The organism is Sanguibacter gelidistatuariae (genome assembly GCF_900096585.1).
Classification (GTDB): Bacteria; Actinomycetota; Actinomycetes; order Actinomycetales; family Cellulomonadaceae; genus Sanguibacter; species Sanguibacter gelidistatuariae.
The window spans coordinates 296,406-313,507 of the sequence record NZ_FMYH01000002.1 but is presented as its reverse complement, the minus strand read 5'-3'; the positions used below and the strand labels follow the sequence as shown (position 1 = coordinate 313,507).

The 17,102-nt window shown below is 67.9% G+C and carries 10 protein-coding genes; all 10 read right to left on the bottom strand.

The features are described from left to right. Positions 1-428: 428 nt before the first annotated feature. The 10 genes from BLQ50_RS06195 to rplK all read right to left on the bottom strand — a co-directional run bounded on the left by BLQ50_RS06195 (position 429) and on the right by rplK (position 17,083). Positions 429-4,310 carry a DNA-directed RNA polymerase subunit beta' gene (locus tag BLQ50_RS06195; protein WP_093182116.1) on the bottom strand — a complete coding sequence of 1,294 codons (3,882 nt, stop codon included), beginning with the start codon at positions 4,308-4,310 and terminating at the stop codon, positions 429-431. A 126-nt stretch (positions 4,311-4,436) separates the two neighbouring features. Beyond that, positions 4,437-7,949 (bottom strand): DNA-directed RNA polymerase subunit beta, encoded by a 3,513-nt coding sequence (gene rpoB, locus BLQ50_RS06190; protein WP_093182115.1) that lies wholly within the window; start codon positions 7,947-7,949, stop codon positions 4,437-4,439. A 485-nt stretch (positions 7,950-8,434) separates the two neighbouring features. After that, positions 8,435-8,818: a 50S ribosomal protein L7/L12 gene (gene rplL / locus BLQ50_RS06185; RefSeq protein ID WP_093182113.1), complete on the bottom strand. Its 384-nt coding sequence runs from the start codon at positions 8,816-8,818 to the stop codon at positions 8,435-8,437. 80 nt (positions 8,819-8,898) lie between these two features. Then, positions 8,899-9,429: a 50S ribosomal protein L10 gene (rplJ, locus tag BLQ50_RS06180; RefSeq protein ID WP_093182112.1), complete on the bottom strand. Its 531-nt coding sequence runs from the start codon at positions 9,427-9,429 to the stop codon at positions 8,899-8,901. Positions 9,430-9,691: 262 nt separating this feature from the next. Beyond that, positions 9,692-12,463: a CHAT domain-containing protein gene (locus BLQ50_RS06175; RefSeq protein WP_093182110.1), complete on the bottom strand. Its 2,772-nt coding sequence runs from the start codon at positions 12,461-12,463 to the stop codon at positions 9,692-9,694. Between the two features lie 107 nt (positions 12,464-12,570). Then, positions 12,571-14,439 carry a S8/S53 family peptidase gene (locus BLQ50_RS06170; protein WP_093182109.1) on the bottom strand — a complete coding sequence of 623 codons (1,869 nt, stop codon included), beginning with the start codon at positions 14,437-14,439 and terminating at the stop codon, positions 12,571-12,573. Between the two features lie 58 nt (positions 14,440-14,497). Continuing rightward, positions 14,498-14,998, bottom strand: coding sequence for a hypothetical protein (locus BLQ50_RS06165; protein WP_093182108.1), 501 nt, complete (start codon positions 14,996-14,998; stop codon positions 14,498-14,500). After that, a complete protein-coding gene (locus BLQ50_RS06160; protein ID WP_093182106.1) occupies positions 14,995-15,624 on the bottom strand; it encodes an RNA polymerase sigma factor in 630 nt (209 codons plus the stop codon). The genes BLQ50_RS06165 and BLQ50_RS06160 overlap by 4 nt, the downstream gene beginning before the upstream one ends. Before the next feature lie 204 nt (positions 15,625-15,828). Continuing rightward, positions 15,829-16,545, bottom strand: coding sequence for a 50S ribosomal protein L1 (rplA, locus tag BLQ50_RS06155; RefSeq protein ID WP_093182105.1), 717 nt, complete (start codon positions 16,543-16,545; stop codon positions 15,829-15,831). Positions 16,546-16,651: 106 nt separating this feature from the next. Continuing rightward, a complete protein-coding gene (gene rplK, locus BLQ50_RS06150) occupies positions 16,652-17,083 on the bottom strand; it encodes a 50S ribosomal protein L11 (protein WP_093182103.1) in 432 nt (143 codons plus the stop codon). Positions 17,084-17,102 lie beyond the last annotated feature (19 nt).

Genomic DNA, 17,102 nt, shown 5'->3' with positions numbered 1-17,102 from the left:
CTGGTCTGTGTCCGGGCTGGGTGCACAAGGGCACCGCAGCTTCGCTGCAATACGCCACGTACCACCGGCTCGATGGTCCAGCTCGTCGCTTCACAGCGTCGAACCAGAGAAGCCCGCCAGCTTGCGGGGCCTTCGTCACGGGACCAGATGATTCCGGTCCTTGTCCATGCACCCACCACCATCGAGCCTGAGCAGCTTGCGCTCCTCGGCGACCGGTGGTCGGTAGCTGGTGGGACAGACGAAAGCCCGACAGCACGGGCACGGTTGCTAACCCTACTCGGGATCAGCGGTGAGGTCAAAGCAGCGGCTCAGCGGGGCTGGGCTCACCGAATCAACGACTGCGGGGCGGCTCCCCCGGAAGGGAACCGCCCCGCAGTCGCTGCGACTGATCAGACCCGATCAGGTCGGTCGGCCTCGGTGGACACCGCTCAGCGGAAGTCCGGACCGAAGTCGATGTCCTCGAGCGGGATCGCTTCGCCGGAGCCCATACCGAGCGGCGGGAAGTCGATCTCGTCGTACCCGAAGCTCGGGTACAGCTCGGCCTTGGCCTCTTCGGTCGGCTCCACCTCGACGTTGCCGTAGCGAGGCAGACCCGTTCCGGCCGGGATGAGCTTTCCGAGGATGACGTTCTCCTTGAGGCCCAGCAGCGGGTCGCGGCGACCGCTCATGGCGGCCTCCGTGAGCACGCGGGTGGTCTCCTGGAACGACGCCGCGGACAGCCACGAGTCGGTCGCGAGCGACGCCTTCGTGATGCCCATGAGCTCGGGGCGACCCGAGGCCGGCTGGCCGCCTTCCGCCACGGCGCGGCGGTTGGCGTCCTCGAAGCGGCCACGTGCGGCCAGCTCGCCCGGGAGCAGGATGGAGTCACCCGAGTCGAGCACGGTCACGCGACGCAGCATCTGCCGCACGATGACCTCGATGTGCTTGTCGTGGATGTCCACGCCCTGCGAGCGGTAGACGTCCTGGACCTCGTCCACCAGGTGCTTCTGGGTGGCGCGGGGGCCGAGGATGCGCAGGACCTTCTTGGGGTCGACAGCACCCTGGACGAGCTGCGTGCCGACGACGACCTCCTGGCCGTCCTCGACGAGCAGACGCGACCGCTTGGTGACCGGGTACGCGATCTCCTCGGAGCCGTCCTCGGGGGTGAGGACGATCCGACGGGTGCGCTCGGAGTCATCGATCGTGATCCGTCCGGTGTACTCCGCGATGGGCGCCTCACCCTTGGGGGTGCGGGCCTCGAAGAGCTCGGTCACACGGGGCAGACCCTGCGTGATGTCGTCTGCCGAGGCCACACCACCGGTGTGGAACGTACGCATGGTCAGCTGGGTTCCGGGCTCACCGATCGACTGGGCCGCGATGATACCGACGGCCTCACCGATGTCGACGAGCTTGCCGGTGGCCAGCGAACGGCCGTAGCACTTGGCGCACGTGCCGACGTGCGACTCACAGGTGAGCACGGAACGCACCTTGAGCTGGGTGACCCCAGCCGCGAGCAGCGCGTCGATGAGCACGTCGCCGACGTCCTCACCAGCAGTCCCGAGCACCTTGCCGTCGACCTCGACCGAGGAGGCGAGGGTGCGGGAGTAGATGCTCTGCTCCACCTTGTCGTGGCGGACCAGACGCCCGTCTCCGAGGTCCTCCCCCACCGGCAGGGTCAGGCCGCGCTCGGTCCCGCAGTCGTCCTCGCGGACGATGACGTCCTGCGACACGTCCACCAGACGGCGGGTCAGGTACCCCGAGTCGGCGGTGCGCAGCGCGGTGTCGGCCAGTCCCTTACGGGCACCGTGGGTCGCGATGAAGTACTCGAGGACCGAGAGGCCCTCACGGTAGTTCGACTTGATCGGACGCGGGATGATCTCACCCTTGGGGTTTGCCACCAGCCCACGCATACCGGCGATCTGGCGAACCTGCATCCAGTTACCACGAGCACCCGAGCCGACCATGCGGTAGACCGTGTTGCGAGCAGGGAAGTTCTCCTGCATCGCCTTGGCGACCTTGTCCGTGGCCTGGGTCCAGATCTCGATGAGCTCCTGGCGGCGCTCGTCGTCGGTGATCAGGCCCTTCTCGTACTGCTGCTGGACCTTGAGCGCCCGGGCCTCGTGAGCCTCGAGGATCTCGGCCTTCTCGTGCGCCGGCGTCGCGACGTCGGAGATCGCGATCGTGATGCCCGAGCGGGTCGCCCAGCGGAAGCCGGCAGCCTTGAGCGCGTCGAGCGACTCGGCCACCTCGACCTTGGGGTAGGTCTCGGCCAGCTCGTTGACGATCTGGGAGAGGACCTTCTTGTCCACGACCTTGTTGACGTACGGGTAGTCCACGGGCAGCAGCTCGTTGAACAGCGCACGACCGAGGGTCGTCTCGAAGAGGATCGCCTTGCCCGGCTCCCAGCCCTCGGGGGCCGTGAAGTCCGTCGTCGGAGGAACCAGGTCCTCCATGCGAATGATCACGACGGCGTTGAGGTCGAGGGATCCACCGTCGAAGGCCATGATCGCCTCGGACACGGAGCTGAATGCCCGTCCGGACCCGATCGGGTCTTCCTTGTCGCTCGTCAGGTGGAACAGGCCGATGATCATGTCCTGTGAGGGCATGGTGACCGGACGTCCGTCGGACGGCTTGAGGATGTTGTTGCTCGAGAGCATGAGGATGCGGGCCTCGGCCTGCGCCTCTGCGGACAGCGGCAGGTGCACAGCCATCTGGTCACCGTCGAAGTCGGCGTTGAACGCCGCACAGACGAGCGGGTGCAGGTGGATGGCCTTGCCCTCGACGAGCATCGGCTCGAAGGCCTGGATACCCAGGCGGTGCAGCGTCGGTGCACGGTTGAGCAGGACCGGGTGCTCGGTGATGACCTCTTCGAGGACGTCCCACACGGCCGGCTTCGCGCGCTCCACCATGCGCTTGGCGCTCTTGATGTTCTGGGCGTGGTTGAGGTCGACAAGACGCTTCATGACGAAGGGCTTGAAGAGCTCGAGCGCCATCTGCTTGGGAAGACCGCACTGGTGCAGCTTGAGCTGCGGGCCGACGACGATGACCGAACGGCCCGAGTAGTCGACGCGCTTTCCGAGCAGGTTCTGACGGAAACGCCCCTGCTTGCCCTTGAGCATGTCGGAGATCGACTTGAGCGGGCGGTTGCCCGGTCCGGTGACCGGACGGCCACGACGACCGTTGTCGAAGAGGGAGTCGACAGCTTCTTGAAGCATGCGCTTCTCGTTGTTGACGATGATCTCCGGAGCGCCCAGGTCGAGCAGACGCTTGAGACGGTTGTTGCGGTTGATGACGCGGCGGTACAGGTCGTTGAGGTCCGACGTCGCAAAACGTCCACCGTCGAGCTGAACCATCGGGCGCAGGTCCGGCGGGATGACCGGGACGGCGTCCAGGACCATGCCCGTGGGCGAGTTGGTCGTGGTGAGGAAGGCGTTGACGACCTTGAGGCGCTTGAGCGCCCGGGTCTTGCGCTGGCCCTTGCCCGTCTTGATGATCTCGCGCAGGCTTGTCGCTTCGCCCTCGAGGTCGTAGTCCTGGAGGCGCTTCTGGATCGCCGCGGCGCCCATCGAGCCCTCGAAGTAGTTGCCGTACCGGTCCTGCAGGGCGCGGTAGAGCATCTCGTCGCCCTCGAGGTCAGCGACCTTGAGGCTCTTGAACTTGTCCCAGACCTGGTCCAGGCGCTCGAGCTCGGCGTCGCTCCGCTTACGGATCTGCGCCATCTCGCGCTCGGCCGAGTCGCGCACCTTGCGGCGTGCGTCGGCGCGGGCGCCCTCGGCCTCGAGCTCGGCGAGGTCGGTCTCCAGGCGCTTGGCCCGGTTCTCGATCTCGTTGTCGCGGCGGTCCGTGATCTCCTTCTTCTCCAGGTCGATCTCGTTCTGGAGATTGGGGAGGTCTTCCTGGCGACCGTCCACGTCGACCGACGTGATCATGTACGCGGCGAAGTAGATGACCTTCTCGAGGTCCTTCGGCGCGAGGTCCAGCAGGTAGCCCAGGCGTGAGGGCACACCCTTGAAGAACCAGATGTGGGTGACGGGGGCGGCGAGCTCGATGTGGCCCATCCGCTCGCGGCGCACCTTGGAGCGGGTGACCTCAACGCCACAACGCTCACAGATGATGCCCTTGAAGCGGACGCGCTTGTACTTGCCGCAGTAGCACTCCCAGTCCCGGGTCGGGCCGAAGATCTTCTCGCAGAAGAGTCCGTCCTTCTCAGGCTTGAGCGTGCGGTAGTTGATGGTCTCAGGCTTCTTGACCTCGCCATGCGACCAGGTGCGGATGTCGTCAGCCGTGGCCAGTCCGATGCGCAGCTCGTCGAAGACATTGACGTCGAGCAAGGTGGTCCTACTTCCTTCGTCTGCCGGCCTGCCCGGGAGTCTTCCCGGCCGGCGCGGTGGAGGTGCTACAGAGTGTCGAATGGTGACGGGGCGCCGCGCTCGCGCGGCGCCCCGTCACCTCCGAGATCAGATCTCGTCGATGCTGGATGCTGCGTTGGGGCGACGTGACAGGTCGATCCCGAGCTCTTCGGCGGCGCGGTACACGTCGTCGTCGGACTCACGCATCTCGATGGAGACGCCGTCGCTCGAGAGCACCTCGACGTTCAGGCACAGCGACTGCATCTCCTTGAGGAGCACCTTGAAGGACTCCGGGATGCCCGAGTCGGGGATGTTCTCGCCCTTGACGATCGCCTCGTAGACCTTCACACGTCCGGGGACGTCGTCGGACTTGATCGTCAGCAGCTCCTGGAGGGTGTACGCGGCGCCATAAGCCTCGAGCGCCCATACCTCCATCTCGCCGAAGCGCTGTCCACCGAACTGCGCCTTACCACCGAGCGGCTGCTGCGTGATCATCGAGTACGGGCCCGTGGAACGAGCGTGGATCTTGTCGTCCACCAGGTGGTGGAGCTTCAAGATGTACATGTAGCCCACAGCGACGGCCTCGGGGAACGGCTCGCCGGAGCGACCGTCGAAGAGACGCGCCTTGCCGTCGGGCTGGACCATGCGCTGGCCGTCCCGGTTAGGCAGGGTGGACTGCAGCAGCCCGCTCAGCGCGTTCTCCTGGAGACCGTCGAACACCGGCGTCGCCACCGGGTTGCGGGGCTCGGACGTCGCCGCGATAGCGGGGACGTTCTCCTTCCAGGAGAGGTCACCCTCGGTCGCCAGGTTGATGTTCCAACCCTGCGCGGCGATCCACCCGAGGTGGACCTCGAGCACCTGGCCGACGTTCATTCGTCCCGGAACACCCATCGGGTTGAGGATGATGTCGACCGGCGTCCCGTCCTCGAGGAACGGCATGTCCTCGATCGGGAGGATCGTGGAGATGACACCCTTGTTGCCGTGACGGCCGGCGAGCTTGTCACCCGCGGTGATCTTGCGTCGCTGGGCGATGTAGACCCGGACCAGCTCGTTCACGCCAGCGGGAAGCTCGTCGCCGTCCTCACGGTTGAACGTGCGGACCTCGATGACCGTGCCGGACTCCCCGTGGGGAACCTTGAGCGACGTGTCGCGGACCTCGCGGGCCTTCTCGCCGAAGATGGCGCGGAGCAGGCGCTCCTCCGGGGTGAGCTCGGTCTCGCCCTTGGGCGTGACCTTGCCGACCAGCACGTCGCCCGAGGTGACCTCGGCGCCGATCCGGATGATGCCACGCTCGTCGAGGTCAGCCAGGACGTCCTCGGAGACGTTCGGGATGTCCCGGGTGATCTCCTCAGGGCCAAGCTTCGTGTCGCGGGCGTCGACCTCGTGCTCCTCGATGTGAATCGAGGAGAGCACGTCGTCCTGCACGAGACGCTGGCTGAGGATGATCGCGTCCTCGTAGTTGTGGCCTTCCCATGACATGAATGCCACGAGCAGGTTGCGGCCGAGAGCAAGCTCTCCCTCGTCCGTGGCGGGACCGTCAGCCAGGACCGAACCGACCTCGACACGTGCGCCCTCGTCGACCAGCACACGCTGGTTGTAGGAGGTGCCCTGGTTCGAGCGGCGGAACTTGGCTGCGCGGTAGCTCGTGGTGGTCGCGTCGTCGTTGGCGACGACGATGAGGTCTGCGGAGACCTCGGTGACCACGCCGGGCTTGGTGGCGACGATGACGTCACCGGCGTCGATCGCGGCACGACGCTCCATGCCGGTTCCAACGAGAGGCGCCTCGGAACGAACCAGGGGCACCGCCTGACGCTGCATGTTGGCACCCATGAGTGCGCGGTTGGCGTCGTCGTGCTCGAGGAACGGGATGAGGGCGGTCGCGACCGACACCATCTGGCGCGGGGAGACGTCCATGTAGTCGACGGCCGTACCGAGCACGTCGTCGGTCTCGCCACCCTTGAGGCGGACGAGGACACGCTCCTGCTGGAACGACCCGTCGACGTTGAGCCCGGTGTTGGCCTGGGCGATGACAAAACGGTCCTCGTCGTCGGCCGTGAGGTACGTGACCTCGTCGGAGACCTTGCCGTTCTCGACCTTGCGATACGGCGTCTCGATGAAGCCGAAGGGGTTGATCCGGCCGAAGGAGGCCAGCGAGCCGATCAGACCGATGTTCGGGCCTTCAGGGGTCTCGATGGGGCACATGCGTCCGTAGTGCGAGGGGTGGACGTCACGGACCTCCATGCCGGCACGGTCACGGGACAGACCACCTGGGCCCAGCGCGGACAGGCGACGCTTGTGCGTCAGGCCGGCGAGCGGGTTGTTCTGGTCCATGAACTGCGACAGCTGGGACGTTCCGAAGAACTCCTTGATCGACGCCACGACGGGGCGGATGTTGATCAGGGTCTGCGGGGCGATGGCCTCGACGTCCTGGGTGGTCATGCGCTCGCGCACGACGCGCTCCATCCGGGACAGACCCGTGCGGACCTGGTTCTGGATGAGCTCGCCCACGGCGCGGATACGACGGTTGCCGAAGTGGTCGATGTCGTCGGTCTCGACACGGACCTCGATGGCCTCGCCGTTCTTCTTGCCCGGGATCGTCGCGGCTTCGGCGTGCAGAGCCGCGAGGTACTTGATCGTCGCGACGATGTCGGTGACGGTCAGGACCGAGTCGGCCAGCGGCGCGTCGATGCCGAGCTTCTTGTTGACCTTGTAGCGGCCGACCTTCGCGAGGTCGTAGCGCTTGGGGTTGAAGTAGAAGTTCTCCAGGAGCGAGCGACCGGCCTCGACCGTGGGCGGCTCACCCGGACGGATCTTGCGGTAGAGGTCGACGAGCGCCTCTTCCTCCGTCGTGACGTGGTCCTTCTCGAGGGTGTCCAGGATCGAGGGGAAGTCCGCGAACTCCTCGCGGATCTCCGACTCGGTCACGCCCAGCGCCTTGAGGAGCACTGTGACGGACTGCTTGCGCTTGCGGTCGACGCGCACGCCGACGGCGTCGCGCTTGTCGATCTCGAACTCGAGCCAAGCACCGCGAGAAGGGATGATCTTCGCGGAGAAGATGTCCTTGTCGCTCGTCTTGTCGGCGGTGCGCTCGAAGTAGACGCCCGGGGAGCGGACGAGCTGCGACACGACGACGCGCTCAGTCCCGTTGATGATGAAGGTGCCACGCTCGGTCATGAGCGGGAAGTCACCCATGAAGACCGTCTGGCTCTTGATCTCACCGGTGTTGTAGTTGAAGAACTCCGCCGTGACGAACAGCGGTGCTGCGAAGGTGAAGTCCTTCTCCTTGCACTCTTCAGCCGTGTGCTTCGGTGGTTCGAAGCGGTGGTTGGAGAACGAGAGGGACATCGAGGAGCCGAAGTCCTCAATCGGCGAGATCTCTTCGAAGATCTCTTCCAGACCGGACGTCTCGGGGACGTCCTGACGACCGAACTCATTGGCAACCGCGACGCGTGCGCGCCACTTGTCGTTGCCCAGGAGCCAGTCGAAGCTCTCAGTCTGGAGGCCAAGGAGGTCAGGGACCTCGAGTGGCTCAAAGATCTTGGCGAAGGAAACGCGCCGGGAGGCGGTGCGGTTCGCGATTGCGTCGGCGGACGGAGCAGAAGGGGTGCGCGAGGCAGCCAAGAGGGGTCCTTCCCTGCGGATCGAGTGCACGCTGTTGCGTTTTGTGGCCTGCTCGTTCACCCTTGTGGTGTCATGGACACCCCGCGACCCCAGATCCACCGTCACAAGACGGGATTCACTGGGCTCACCTGCCGTCAGACCCTGGGCGGGAACCTGCTCGGAGGTCGCCCCGAGAGTTCAGACCGTCAAGCCGTACGACACCATGGATGGGTTTTGCAGGCACACGCCAGCGCAAAGCGTTAGCATAGCCGACCGAGTCAAGAAAACGCAACACGGTCGTTTGTGCATGTGCGAACCAGCCCGGGCGAAGTCGCCGGGCGGGCGTTCCGCCAGAGAGCTCCGGAGCGGCTGACCGCCGGAAATCTCAGAGGAGAGACGATGAGGCCCGCACCCTTGACAGGGTGCGGGCCTCATCGCACTGATGTGGACCGGCTACCGCGATCGCTGGCGATCACTGCTGTCGGCCCGAGCCCAGAGGGCTCAGATCACTTGACGGTGACGGTCGCGCCGGCGCCTTCGAGGGCAGCCTTGGCCTTCTCGGCCGTCTCCTTGTTTGCACCCTCGAGGACTGCCTTCGGAGCTGCGTCAACGAGGTCCTTGGCCTCCTTCAGGCCGAGGCTCGTGAGGGCACGGACCTCCTTGATGACCTGGATCTTCTTCTCGCCAGCCGACTCGAGAATGACGTCGAACTCGTCCTTCTCTTCCTCGACCTCAGCGGCAGCGGCTGCCGGACCGGCAACTGCAACTGCGGCGGGGGCTGCCGCGGTGACCTCGAAGGTCTCCTCGAATGCCTTGACGAACTCCGAGAGCTCGATGAGGGTCAGGTCCTTGAAAGCTGCAATGAGCTCTTCGGTGCTGAGCTTCGCCATGGTCGGCGTTCCTTCCTAGTTGTCCTGCGTGAAGCAGAAAAGTGATGTGTGTGCGTTGCCTTACCTTCCCGAAGGAAGACTCAGGCAGCGACTTCCTGCGAAGCCTGCTTCTCGCGAAGGGCGTCGATGGTGCGCACAGCCTGTGATGCGGGGGCCGTGAACAGGTACGCCGCCTGGTAGAGCGACGCCTTGAAAACGCCAGCTGCCTTGGCCAGCAGAACCTCGCGGGACTCGAGGTCCGCGAGCTTCGTGATGTCCGCGGCCGTCAACGGGCGTCCGTCAAGGACACCCGCCTTGATGACGAGCTGGGGGTTCGCCTTGGCGAAGTCACGCAGACCCTTGGCAGCCTCAACCGGATCCCCGGTGATGAAGGCGATTGCCGACGGCCCAGCAAGCGCGGCGTCAAGTCCCTCGACGCCGGCCTCCTTGGCCGCGATTGCGGTCAGCGTGTTCTTCACCACTGCGAAGGTTGCGTTGCCGCTGAGCGACCGACGCAGCTGCTTGAGCTGCGCGACGGTGAGCCCGCGGTACTCGGTCAGCACGGCAGCGTTCGACTCGCGGAACAGGTCCGTGAGCTCTGCGACTGCGGCTGCCTTGTCCGGCCTCGCCATGGCAATCCTTCCGATGGTGGTACCGCTAGACGTTCCCGAGGGAGCCGAGCCAGGACAAAGAAAAAGAGCCCCGCACAGGTGCGGAGCTCGTGTCACAGCGGGCGGGCCCGCATGCCATGTCTCTCACCTGCGCTGGTCCCCGTCTATGCGGAGCTTCGGCTGACCCACTGCCCTAGAGCAGCAGCCAACGACCTGCGGTCTTTGGTAACACCGATACTGTACGCCATCTTCTGGGTGCGGCCAACATCGCCGTCGAATGCCGCTAGCGCGACGCCAGGGCATCACCGGTGCTCACACCCGCCGGTCCGATGTGCAAGGTGGAGGCGAAGCAGACGAACGGCAACGGGACGTCGGATGCTGCGGCGGCGTCCGCGAGCGAATCCTGCGGGGTCGCCCCGCCCCTCAAGCGCTCGTGAAAACGGGACATGGCCGCATGCGCCACGGCGTCATCGACGGGCCCTACGGCCGCGACGACGGTCTGCACGCCGAGCCGGAGCAGGACGCTCGCGAAGCCCAGCACCTGACCGCCCGGCGTCGGCGTCACCTGACCCACCTCGCAGGCCGACAGGACCACGACCGTGGGGTGCAGGCGCATGCCCTCCAGCTCGTAGGCGAAGAGCGGGCCGTCACTGAGCCGGACGCTCGAGAACAGCGGGTTTGCCACCACGTGCGTCCCGTGCGCGGCGAGGTGGACGACGTCCCGGGCGCCCAGGGCACGGACCAGCGCCGTGGTCGTGGCCGCCGCGCCGTCGAGCACCTCTGCCCCCGGCCAGAGACCCGCCACGGCCTCGGCCTCCCGGCCGGCGAGCCGCACCTGGGGCCCAGCGACTGCGGTGACTCCGCCGACCGCGGCCCGGCGCCGAGGGCCGGGTTCCGGGGGCAGGTCAAGAAGGTGTGATCCCGCGCTCGTCGCGAGACCGCGCCGCGAGGGCAGCTCCTGCCACGGGAGGGCGAGCAGGAAGCCGGGGGCGACGACGTGCAGCGGTCCCCGCTCGCGCACACCGGCGAGCAGCACCTCGTCCAGCCGCGCGGCCCCGCTGCGCAGGGACCGGACGGCGGTCGCACGCAGCCCCTCGGGAATCAGCGTGTTGGCCATCGCGGCCAGGTCACCGCGCACCCTGCGCACCTGCTCGTCGATCGCCGCTGCGGGGCCCACGACCTCCAGTCGGGCGCCGAGGCGGTCGACGACGACCGCATGGAGCACCCCGTGCAGCGCCATGAAGTTGATCACCGTGAGGTCGCCTCGCGCGGCGACCTGAGCCTGAACCTGGTCCATGGTCATGGCAGTCGGTGCCTCGTGACCGCTCCCCCTGCGCCAGCCCATCGCACGGACCTCCTGTCTGACCCCGGACGCCTCCGCGCTCAGGCGCGCCGACTCGTGCGGGTCGGCGTCAGCCGGCAGAAGGCGGAGCTGCTCGCTCAGCTGACGCAGACGGGAGGTGGCCTCCGCGACCGCCGGGTCGACGTCGGGCCGCACGCCCGCGGGACCGGCGAAGGCCGCCCGCCCGCGCTCGACCGTCTCGAGCACCAGGTCCGCCGAGCCGCTCGCGAGCGCGTCCGCCAGGTCGGCCTCGATCAGCCGGAGGCCATGGATCGAGCTGGCGGTGACAGCGTCGACCGAGCCGAACTGTGCCCGGTACCCGCCGAGCAGCGCCTGGCCCGCGGCGACCTGGCTCCGCCCGCCCGATCGATCCCCCTGGGCGAAGGCGAGGTGGGCGCCCACGAGCACGCGATGCAGCTGACGAGGCAGGGACCCCCGCCCCGGGAGCGCCAGAGGGCCGTCGCCGTCGGTGCTGTAGCTGCTGTCGATACCTTCGAGGAGACTCTGGGCGCGCCGCAGCGCGCCGCCACGCACGTAGGCCTGCGCCGCCAGCACCCGAGCATCACGGGCCACCTCGGCGCCCGCGGACCGGGCGAGGGCCCCAGCCTCGGCGGCCAGAATTTCGACCCGCGCCGCGACCGCCAGGAGCGATCGGGTCCGGACCGGCTCCCGTGCCTCGTGCAGCGCCACGAGCGCCTGGTGGACGACCAGGTCCGCCCGGACCTTCCAGACGGCGTTCTGGCGCTTGGCGAACGTGAGCCTCGCAGCCCGAGCCAGCGCCAAGCCCTGCCCCGGGTCGTCCAGCAACAACGCGACCCGGGCGCGCAGCAGATCCACCTCGCCCCGCTCGTGGCCGAACCCCCGCTCCTCGAAGGAGGCCCGGGCGCTGCGCAGCTGGGCGTCCGCCTCGCTCAGCAGCCCCGCCTCGACGAACACCTGGGCACGATCGAGGGCGACCACGGGCTGGTCCTCGCTCGCGCCCTCATACGTGAGCAGTTCCTCGGCCGCGTCGAACATCGCGAAGGCGCGCGGCAGGTCACCGCCGAGGAACTCCCCGTAGGCCAGGTTGTGGGAGGCCCGGTGGACGAGCCCGGGGAGCCCGGCCGACCGCGCGCGGTCCACGCAGTCCTCGAAGTCGTGGCGGGCCTGGGCGAGGCGGCCCTGCTCGAGGCTCAGGCACCCGCGGTTGAGCAGGAGGACGCACGCGTCGCGCGGCTCTGCCGCCGCGATCAGGGCCACAGCCCGGTCGTACTCGGCGGTCGCGGTCTCCGCGTCCCCCGCGCGCATGGCGATGTAGGCCCGCTGGCCGTGGACCGCCATCACGACGTCGTCGGCGCCAGCCCGACGGGCGCTGTCCGCGGCGCGGTCCAGCCGGTCGAGGCTCGCCGCCCGATCGGCGTCCAGGTCGTAGGATGCACCGCTCGTCGTCAGGAGCAGCCGGGCTCGCAGCACCAGCCCTCGGGTCTCGTCCGCCGCGCGGAGCCCCGGGCTGGCCAAGATCTTCTCGACCTCCTCCAGCGCGGCAGACCCGATCGTGAGCACCTGCGCCGGGAGGCTCGCGGCGGTGAGCGCCAGCGCCTCATCGAAGCGGCGGGTGAGATCGTCCAGGCGGACCGAGTCCGGCTCGTCACGTGTCCGGGCGGCTTCCTGCCCGACGTCGGCGTCGCCCGTGGGCGCGCCGCCGACGCTCAGCAGATCCGGGCGGTCAGACACGGAGCCTCCAAATCCGGGGGACCCATCGACTCTACGCACTCCCACCCCGTCGAGCCGTGCCTACCCGGCATTTCACCCGATCCGACGGCGGCCCGCGCGAGGTCGGGTCAGCCCGTCCGACTCCCGCTCACCGGCACGAGCCCAAGGACGGCCGTGACGGCCGCCCACGCCCGCCGGACCAGGTCCGATCGCCTGTCCTCGACCCGTTCTTCCGCCGCCCGTCGCGTGGACTTCTCCGCGAGCACCGCCTGGGCGAGCTCAGCGGCGACGACGGGAGTCGAGAAGGACGTGCCGCTCCACACCGCGAAGCCGCCCGCGAACCGCTCCGGGTCGATCGTGCGACGCGGCGTCGCATCCCACATCCCCGCGAGCGAACGATGGGGCGCCCACGCCCCGTCGAGCGTGACCGGGGCGGTGCTCACCAGGCTTGCACCGGTTCGGGCTGTCGTGACCCACGGTCCGTCGTTGCTGAACAGCGCGGTGCTCTGGTCGGGGTTGAGGGCGGCGACCGCGATGATCGGGGCCAGGGAGGGGTCCACCTCCGAGGGGTGCGTGAACACCGGCGGTGACACGCGACGGTCCACCAGCGGCGCGAAGGCCGCGGGGAAGCTGGGCTTGGTCTGCCCGTCGTTCCCCGCCGAGACCACGACGGTCATCCCCCATCTGCGCAACAGCCGCAAAGCCCGGCCGAGCGGCTCGTCGAAGGCCTCGTCCTCGGGGCGCTCGTGGTAGTAGCCCATAGACAGCGACAAGACGTCGACCGGCTGATGCCCGTCCTCCCCCGAGAGCCCGAGCAGGTGAAATGCCAGCAACCGGTTCAGCGAGCCGAGCAGGTCCGACTCGGCGACCGCGCCCGCTCCGCCGTATACGCGGCAGGAGAGCACCACGGCGTCGGGGCAGACCTGACGCAGGATCCCCGCGATGAAGGTTCCGTGGCCCGCGACCGGGTCGAGCGGACCTGTCAGGGGTGACAGCGACATGCCCCCGACCTCGGAGTCCTCGACCGGGTGCGCGGGCGCGATGAAGGACCCGATCGGGATGTCCAGGACCCGCGGGTCCCGGACGACCGCCTCCGGGCCGAGCCAGGGGTGCTCCCCCGTCCCCGTGTCGAAGACCGCGATCACCGGGCGCCGCACGCCCGACGACGTCATGAATGCCGATGCGCCGTCGTCGTGGCGACGCACCGGGGCCGGCCCCACCCACGCGACGGGCTGGCGTCCCCCTGAACCCGGGACCGCATACTCGTCGAGGCCGGCCGCCGGGCTCTGCTGGTCGAAGGGGTGAGGCTGGGAGAACGGATGCGGCTGCGAGAACGGATGTGGTTGGGAGAAGGGGTGCGGCTGAGAGAACGGGTGCGACTGGGAGAACGGATGTGGTTGGGAGAAAGGATGCGGCTGAGAGAACGGGTGGGACTGCGCCGGGGTCGTCGCGCTGATGACGTGGTCGAGCCCGTACACGGGTCCCTCGACCCAGCTGCCGGGATCTCTGCCGCCGACCCTGCTGGCCGAGCCGTCCAGTCCGGGGGACTGCACGTCGGACTGCACACGTTGCAGAATGTCCCACGCGTCCACGGGCGCCTCGACCCGTCCGGGCTCCGGCACGAGGGTCACGGCGTAGGCGTAGCTCGCAAGGAGGCTGTGTGCCGCCTCCTCGGAGAGCCGGCCGCCCCGGAGCAGCGCGATGTCCCGGACGGCACGCGGGTCGACCTCGACGGCATAGCCGGCCTCCGCGGCCACCCGAGCGAGCTCCGCGAGCCCCGGGTCCTGCTCGACGGCCACCCCGGGTACGGGGGCCGGACCCGAGACGAGGATCCGGTCGCTCACGTACCAGGTCGGGTGGAGGGTGCGGTCCGTCGGGGTACGGTCGGCGCCGCTCGGATCGAGGAAGCTCGTCCGCCAGACCAACGACAGGTGGCTCTCGCCACCATCATCGGCCGGCTGGCCGGCCTGTCCTGGGCGCGTGTCGTCGGTCGTCATCCGTACTCCTTGGTCGGTCAGAGCTCAGGTGGTGGTTCACCGGTGGATCGGTCCTGCCTCACAGCTCGAACGTCGGTGTCCTCAGCGACCGTCGGTGCGGTTCCTCGCAATGGATCAGCAGGCTCGCCTGGCCTCGCGGCACAGCCGTGAAGACGAACCGTCCGTCGGGATCAGTCTCCGTGACGTCCACTCCAGCGGAACGATGGACCTCGATCCGGAAGGCGCCGCCCGGCGCCACCCAGCCGTCTATCCGCACGCCCCCCGCGACCTCCGACAGAGTGATCATCACGCTCAGCTCGGACGAGGTGAAGGTGATCGTCTCGGCGACCGCCGCAGCGTCCCCGCGGATCGAGACCGGCTCGGTGCTGACCTGCTCCATCATCTCGGCGACGTCAGCATCGAGCCGCTCGAGGGTCATCGCGAACAAGATGCGGTCGACCAGCCCGTCGGGCACCGGGTCCACGAGGACGACGGCCGCGCCGAGCGAGCGCAGGATCTCCTGGTCCGCCTCATCCATCGGTTCATCGGCGCGTGCGCCTTCCATCCAGCTCTCGGTCATGAGAAACCCCTGACGTCATCGTCGGCGAGCAGTGTGCGGAGCTTGGCAAGGCAGCGGCCTCGGGTGGCGCCGATGCTGCCGACCGGCATGTCAAGGGCCGCCGAGATCTGTTGATAGTCCGGTCGCTCTGCGAGGGAGATCAACCGCAAGAGTGCCTGGCACCGTTCCGGGAGCAGCGCGAACCTGGCCCACAGGACACGGTCCCGCTCGTCATGAAGAACCTGAGCGTCGACCTCCGGCACTGTGACCAGGGCCTGGAGCCGGTCGGCGTCGGAATCCTGGACGGGCGCCTGCTTCACGGCGTCGGCTCTGCTTGCCCGGACGGAGGCCCACGCGGCCCGGCGCGCAGCGACGAGGAGCCACTGCAGCAGGGCCTGGGGCTCTCGGATCGTGTCGATGCCCCCCACGAAGGACACCCAGACACCCTGCACCACGTCCTCGGCCCTGTCCCGACCCACTCCTTGGGACCGCACCGCGTACCACAGCAGCGGTGTGATCTCCCTGACGGCCTCACCCATGAGGGTGGGGAACCCGGCCCGGTACGCGATCAGCGCACGCGCGGCACGGTCGGCGATCCCGCTGCCCACGTAGCCGGTCGCCGGCGTGTCGTCTTCGATCATGTCCATCTGTCAGCGCTCCCTCGGGATCGGGCTGATCATAGAACGCTGGGACCGATTGCACCATATGACCTGTGTGAGGTCGCGCACGGCTGCCGCTCACACCTGAGAAGAGAACGAGGAACCGATCCTGATACATCAGAGACGACTCGAGCCGGACCCCTGACGGGATCCGGCTCGAGTCGTGTGTGCGCTATGCGGGGAGAGAGACGATCAGGACTCGTCTTCGCCGAGCAGCTTCGTCGTCTTGGACGGGTCCACGGGAACGCCGGGGCCCATCGTCGTCGCGATGGTCGCCTTGTTGATGTAGCGGCCCTTTGAGGACGAGGGCTTCAACCGAAGAACCTCGTCGATCGCCGCGGCGTAGTTCTCCACGAGCGAGGTCTCGGGGAAGGACGCCTTGCCGATGATGAAGTGGAGGTTCGAGTGCTTGTCGACGCGGAACTCGATCTTTCCGCCCTTGATCTCGGACACGGCCTTGGCCACGTCCATGGTCACGGTTCCGGTCTTCGGGTTCGGCATGAGGCCACGGGGGCCAAGCACCTTACCGAGGCGACCGACCTTGCCCATGAGGTCAGGGGTAGCGACAGCCGAGTCGAAGTCGGTGAAGCCGGCGGCAACCCGCTCGATGAGCTCGTCACCACCGACGACGTCGGCGCCGGCCGCGCGGGCCTGCTCGGCACGCTCACCGGTCGCGAAGACGAGGACGCGGGCGGTCTTGCCGGTTCCGTGCGGGAGGATCACCGTTCCGCGGACCATCTGGTCCGCCTTGCGGGGGTCGACGCCCAGACGGAAGGCGACCTCGACGGTCGCGTCCCACTTGGTGACCGAGGTCTCCTTGGCGAGGCGCACGGCCTCGAGGGGGGTGTACAGGTTGTCGCGGTCGATCTTCTCGGCCGCGGTGCGATATGCCTTGCTGCGCGTTGCCATCTGCTTGTTCTCCTTAGAGCAGTCGTGGTCTGCGGGTCCGCGCGGACCCTGCCACTGTCTGACAGATCAAGGACCTGTCAGCGAAAGATGAATGATCAGGGCTGGATCAGACCTGAACCGTGATGCCCATGGAACGAGCCGTGCCGGCGATGATCTTCGACGCAGCGTCGAGGTCGTTCGCGTTGAGGTCTTCGAACTTGGTCTGGGCGATGTCTCGCACCTGAGCCGCGGTCAGCGAGGCGACCTTGACCGTGTGCGGGGTGGGCGAACCCTTGTCCACGCCTGCGGCCTGCTTGATCATCTCTGCTGCCGGCGGGGTCTTGGTGATGAAGGTGAAGGAACGGTCTTCGTAGACCGTGATCTCCACCGGAACCACACTGCCGCGCTGCGACTCGGTCGCCGCGTTGTAGGCCTTGCAGAATTCCATGATGTTGACGCCGTGCTGACCGAGCGCGGGGCCGATCGGGGGTGCCGGCGTGGCAGCGCCGGCCTTGATCTGGAGCTTGATAAGCCCAGATACCTTCTTCTTGGGAGGCATATCGGGTCCTTCGTGTTCT

Excerpts from the sequence above, each read along its gene's own strand:
- rplL (WP_093182113.1), bottom strand. The coding sequence starts at position 8,818 with ATGGCGAAGCTCAGCACCGAAGAGCTCATTGCAGCTTTCAAGGACCTG.
- rplJ (WP_093182112.1), bottom strand. The coding sequence starts at position 9,429 with ATGGCGAGGCCGGACAAGGCAGCCGCAGTCGCAGAGCTCACGGACCTG.
- BLQ50_RS06170 (WP_093182109.1), bottom strand. The coding sequence starts at position 14,439 with ATGACGACCGACGACACGCGCCCAGGACAGGCCGGCCAGCCGGCCGAT.
- BLQ50_RS06165 (WP_093182108.1), bottom strand. The coding sequence starts at position 14,998 with ATGACCGAGAGCTGGATGGAAGGCGCACGCGCCGATGAACCGATGGAT.
- BLQ50_RS06160 (WP_093182106.1), bottom strand. The coding sequence starts at position 15,624 with ATGGACATGATCGAAGACGACACGCCGGCGACCGGCTACGTGGGCAGC.
- rplA (WP_093182105.1), bottom strand. The coding sequence starts at position 16,545 with ATGGCAACGCGCAGCAAGGCATATCGCACCGCGGCCGAGAAGATCGAC.
- rplK (WP_093182103.1), bottom strand. The coding sequence starts at position 17,083 with ATGCCTCCCAAGAAGAAGGTATCTGGGCTTATCAAGCTCCAGATCAAG.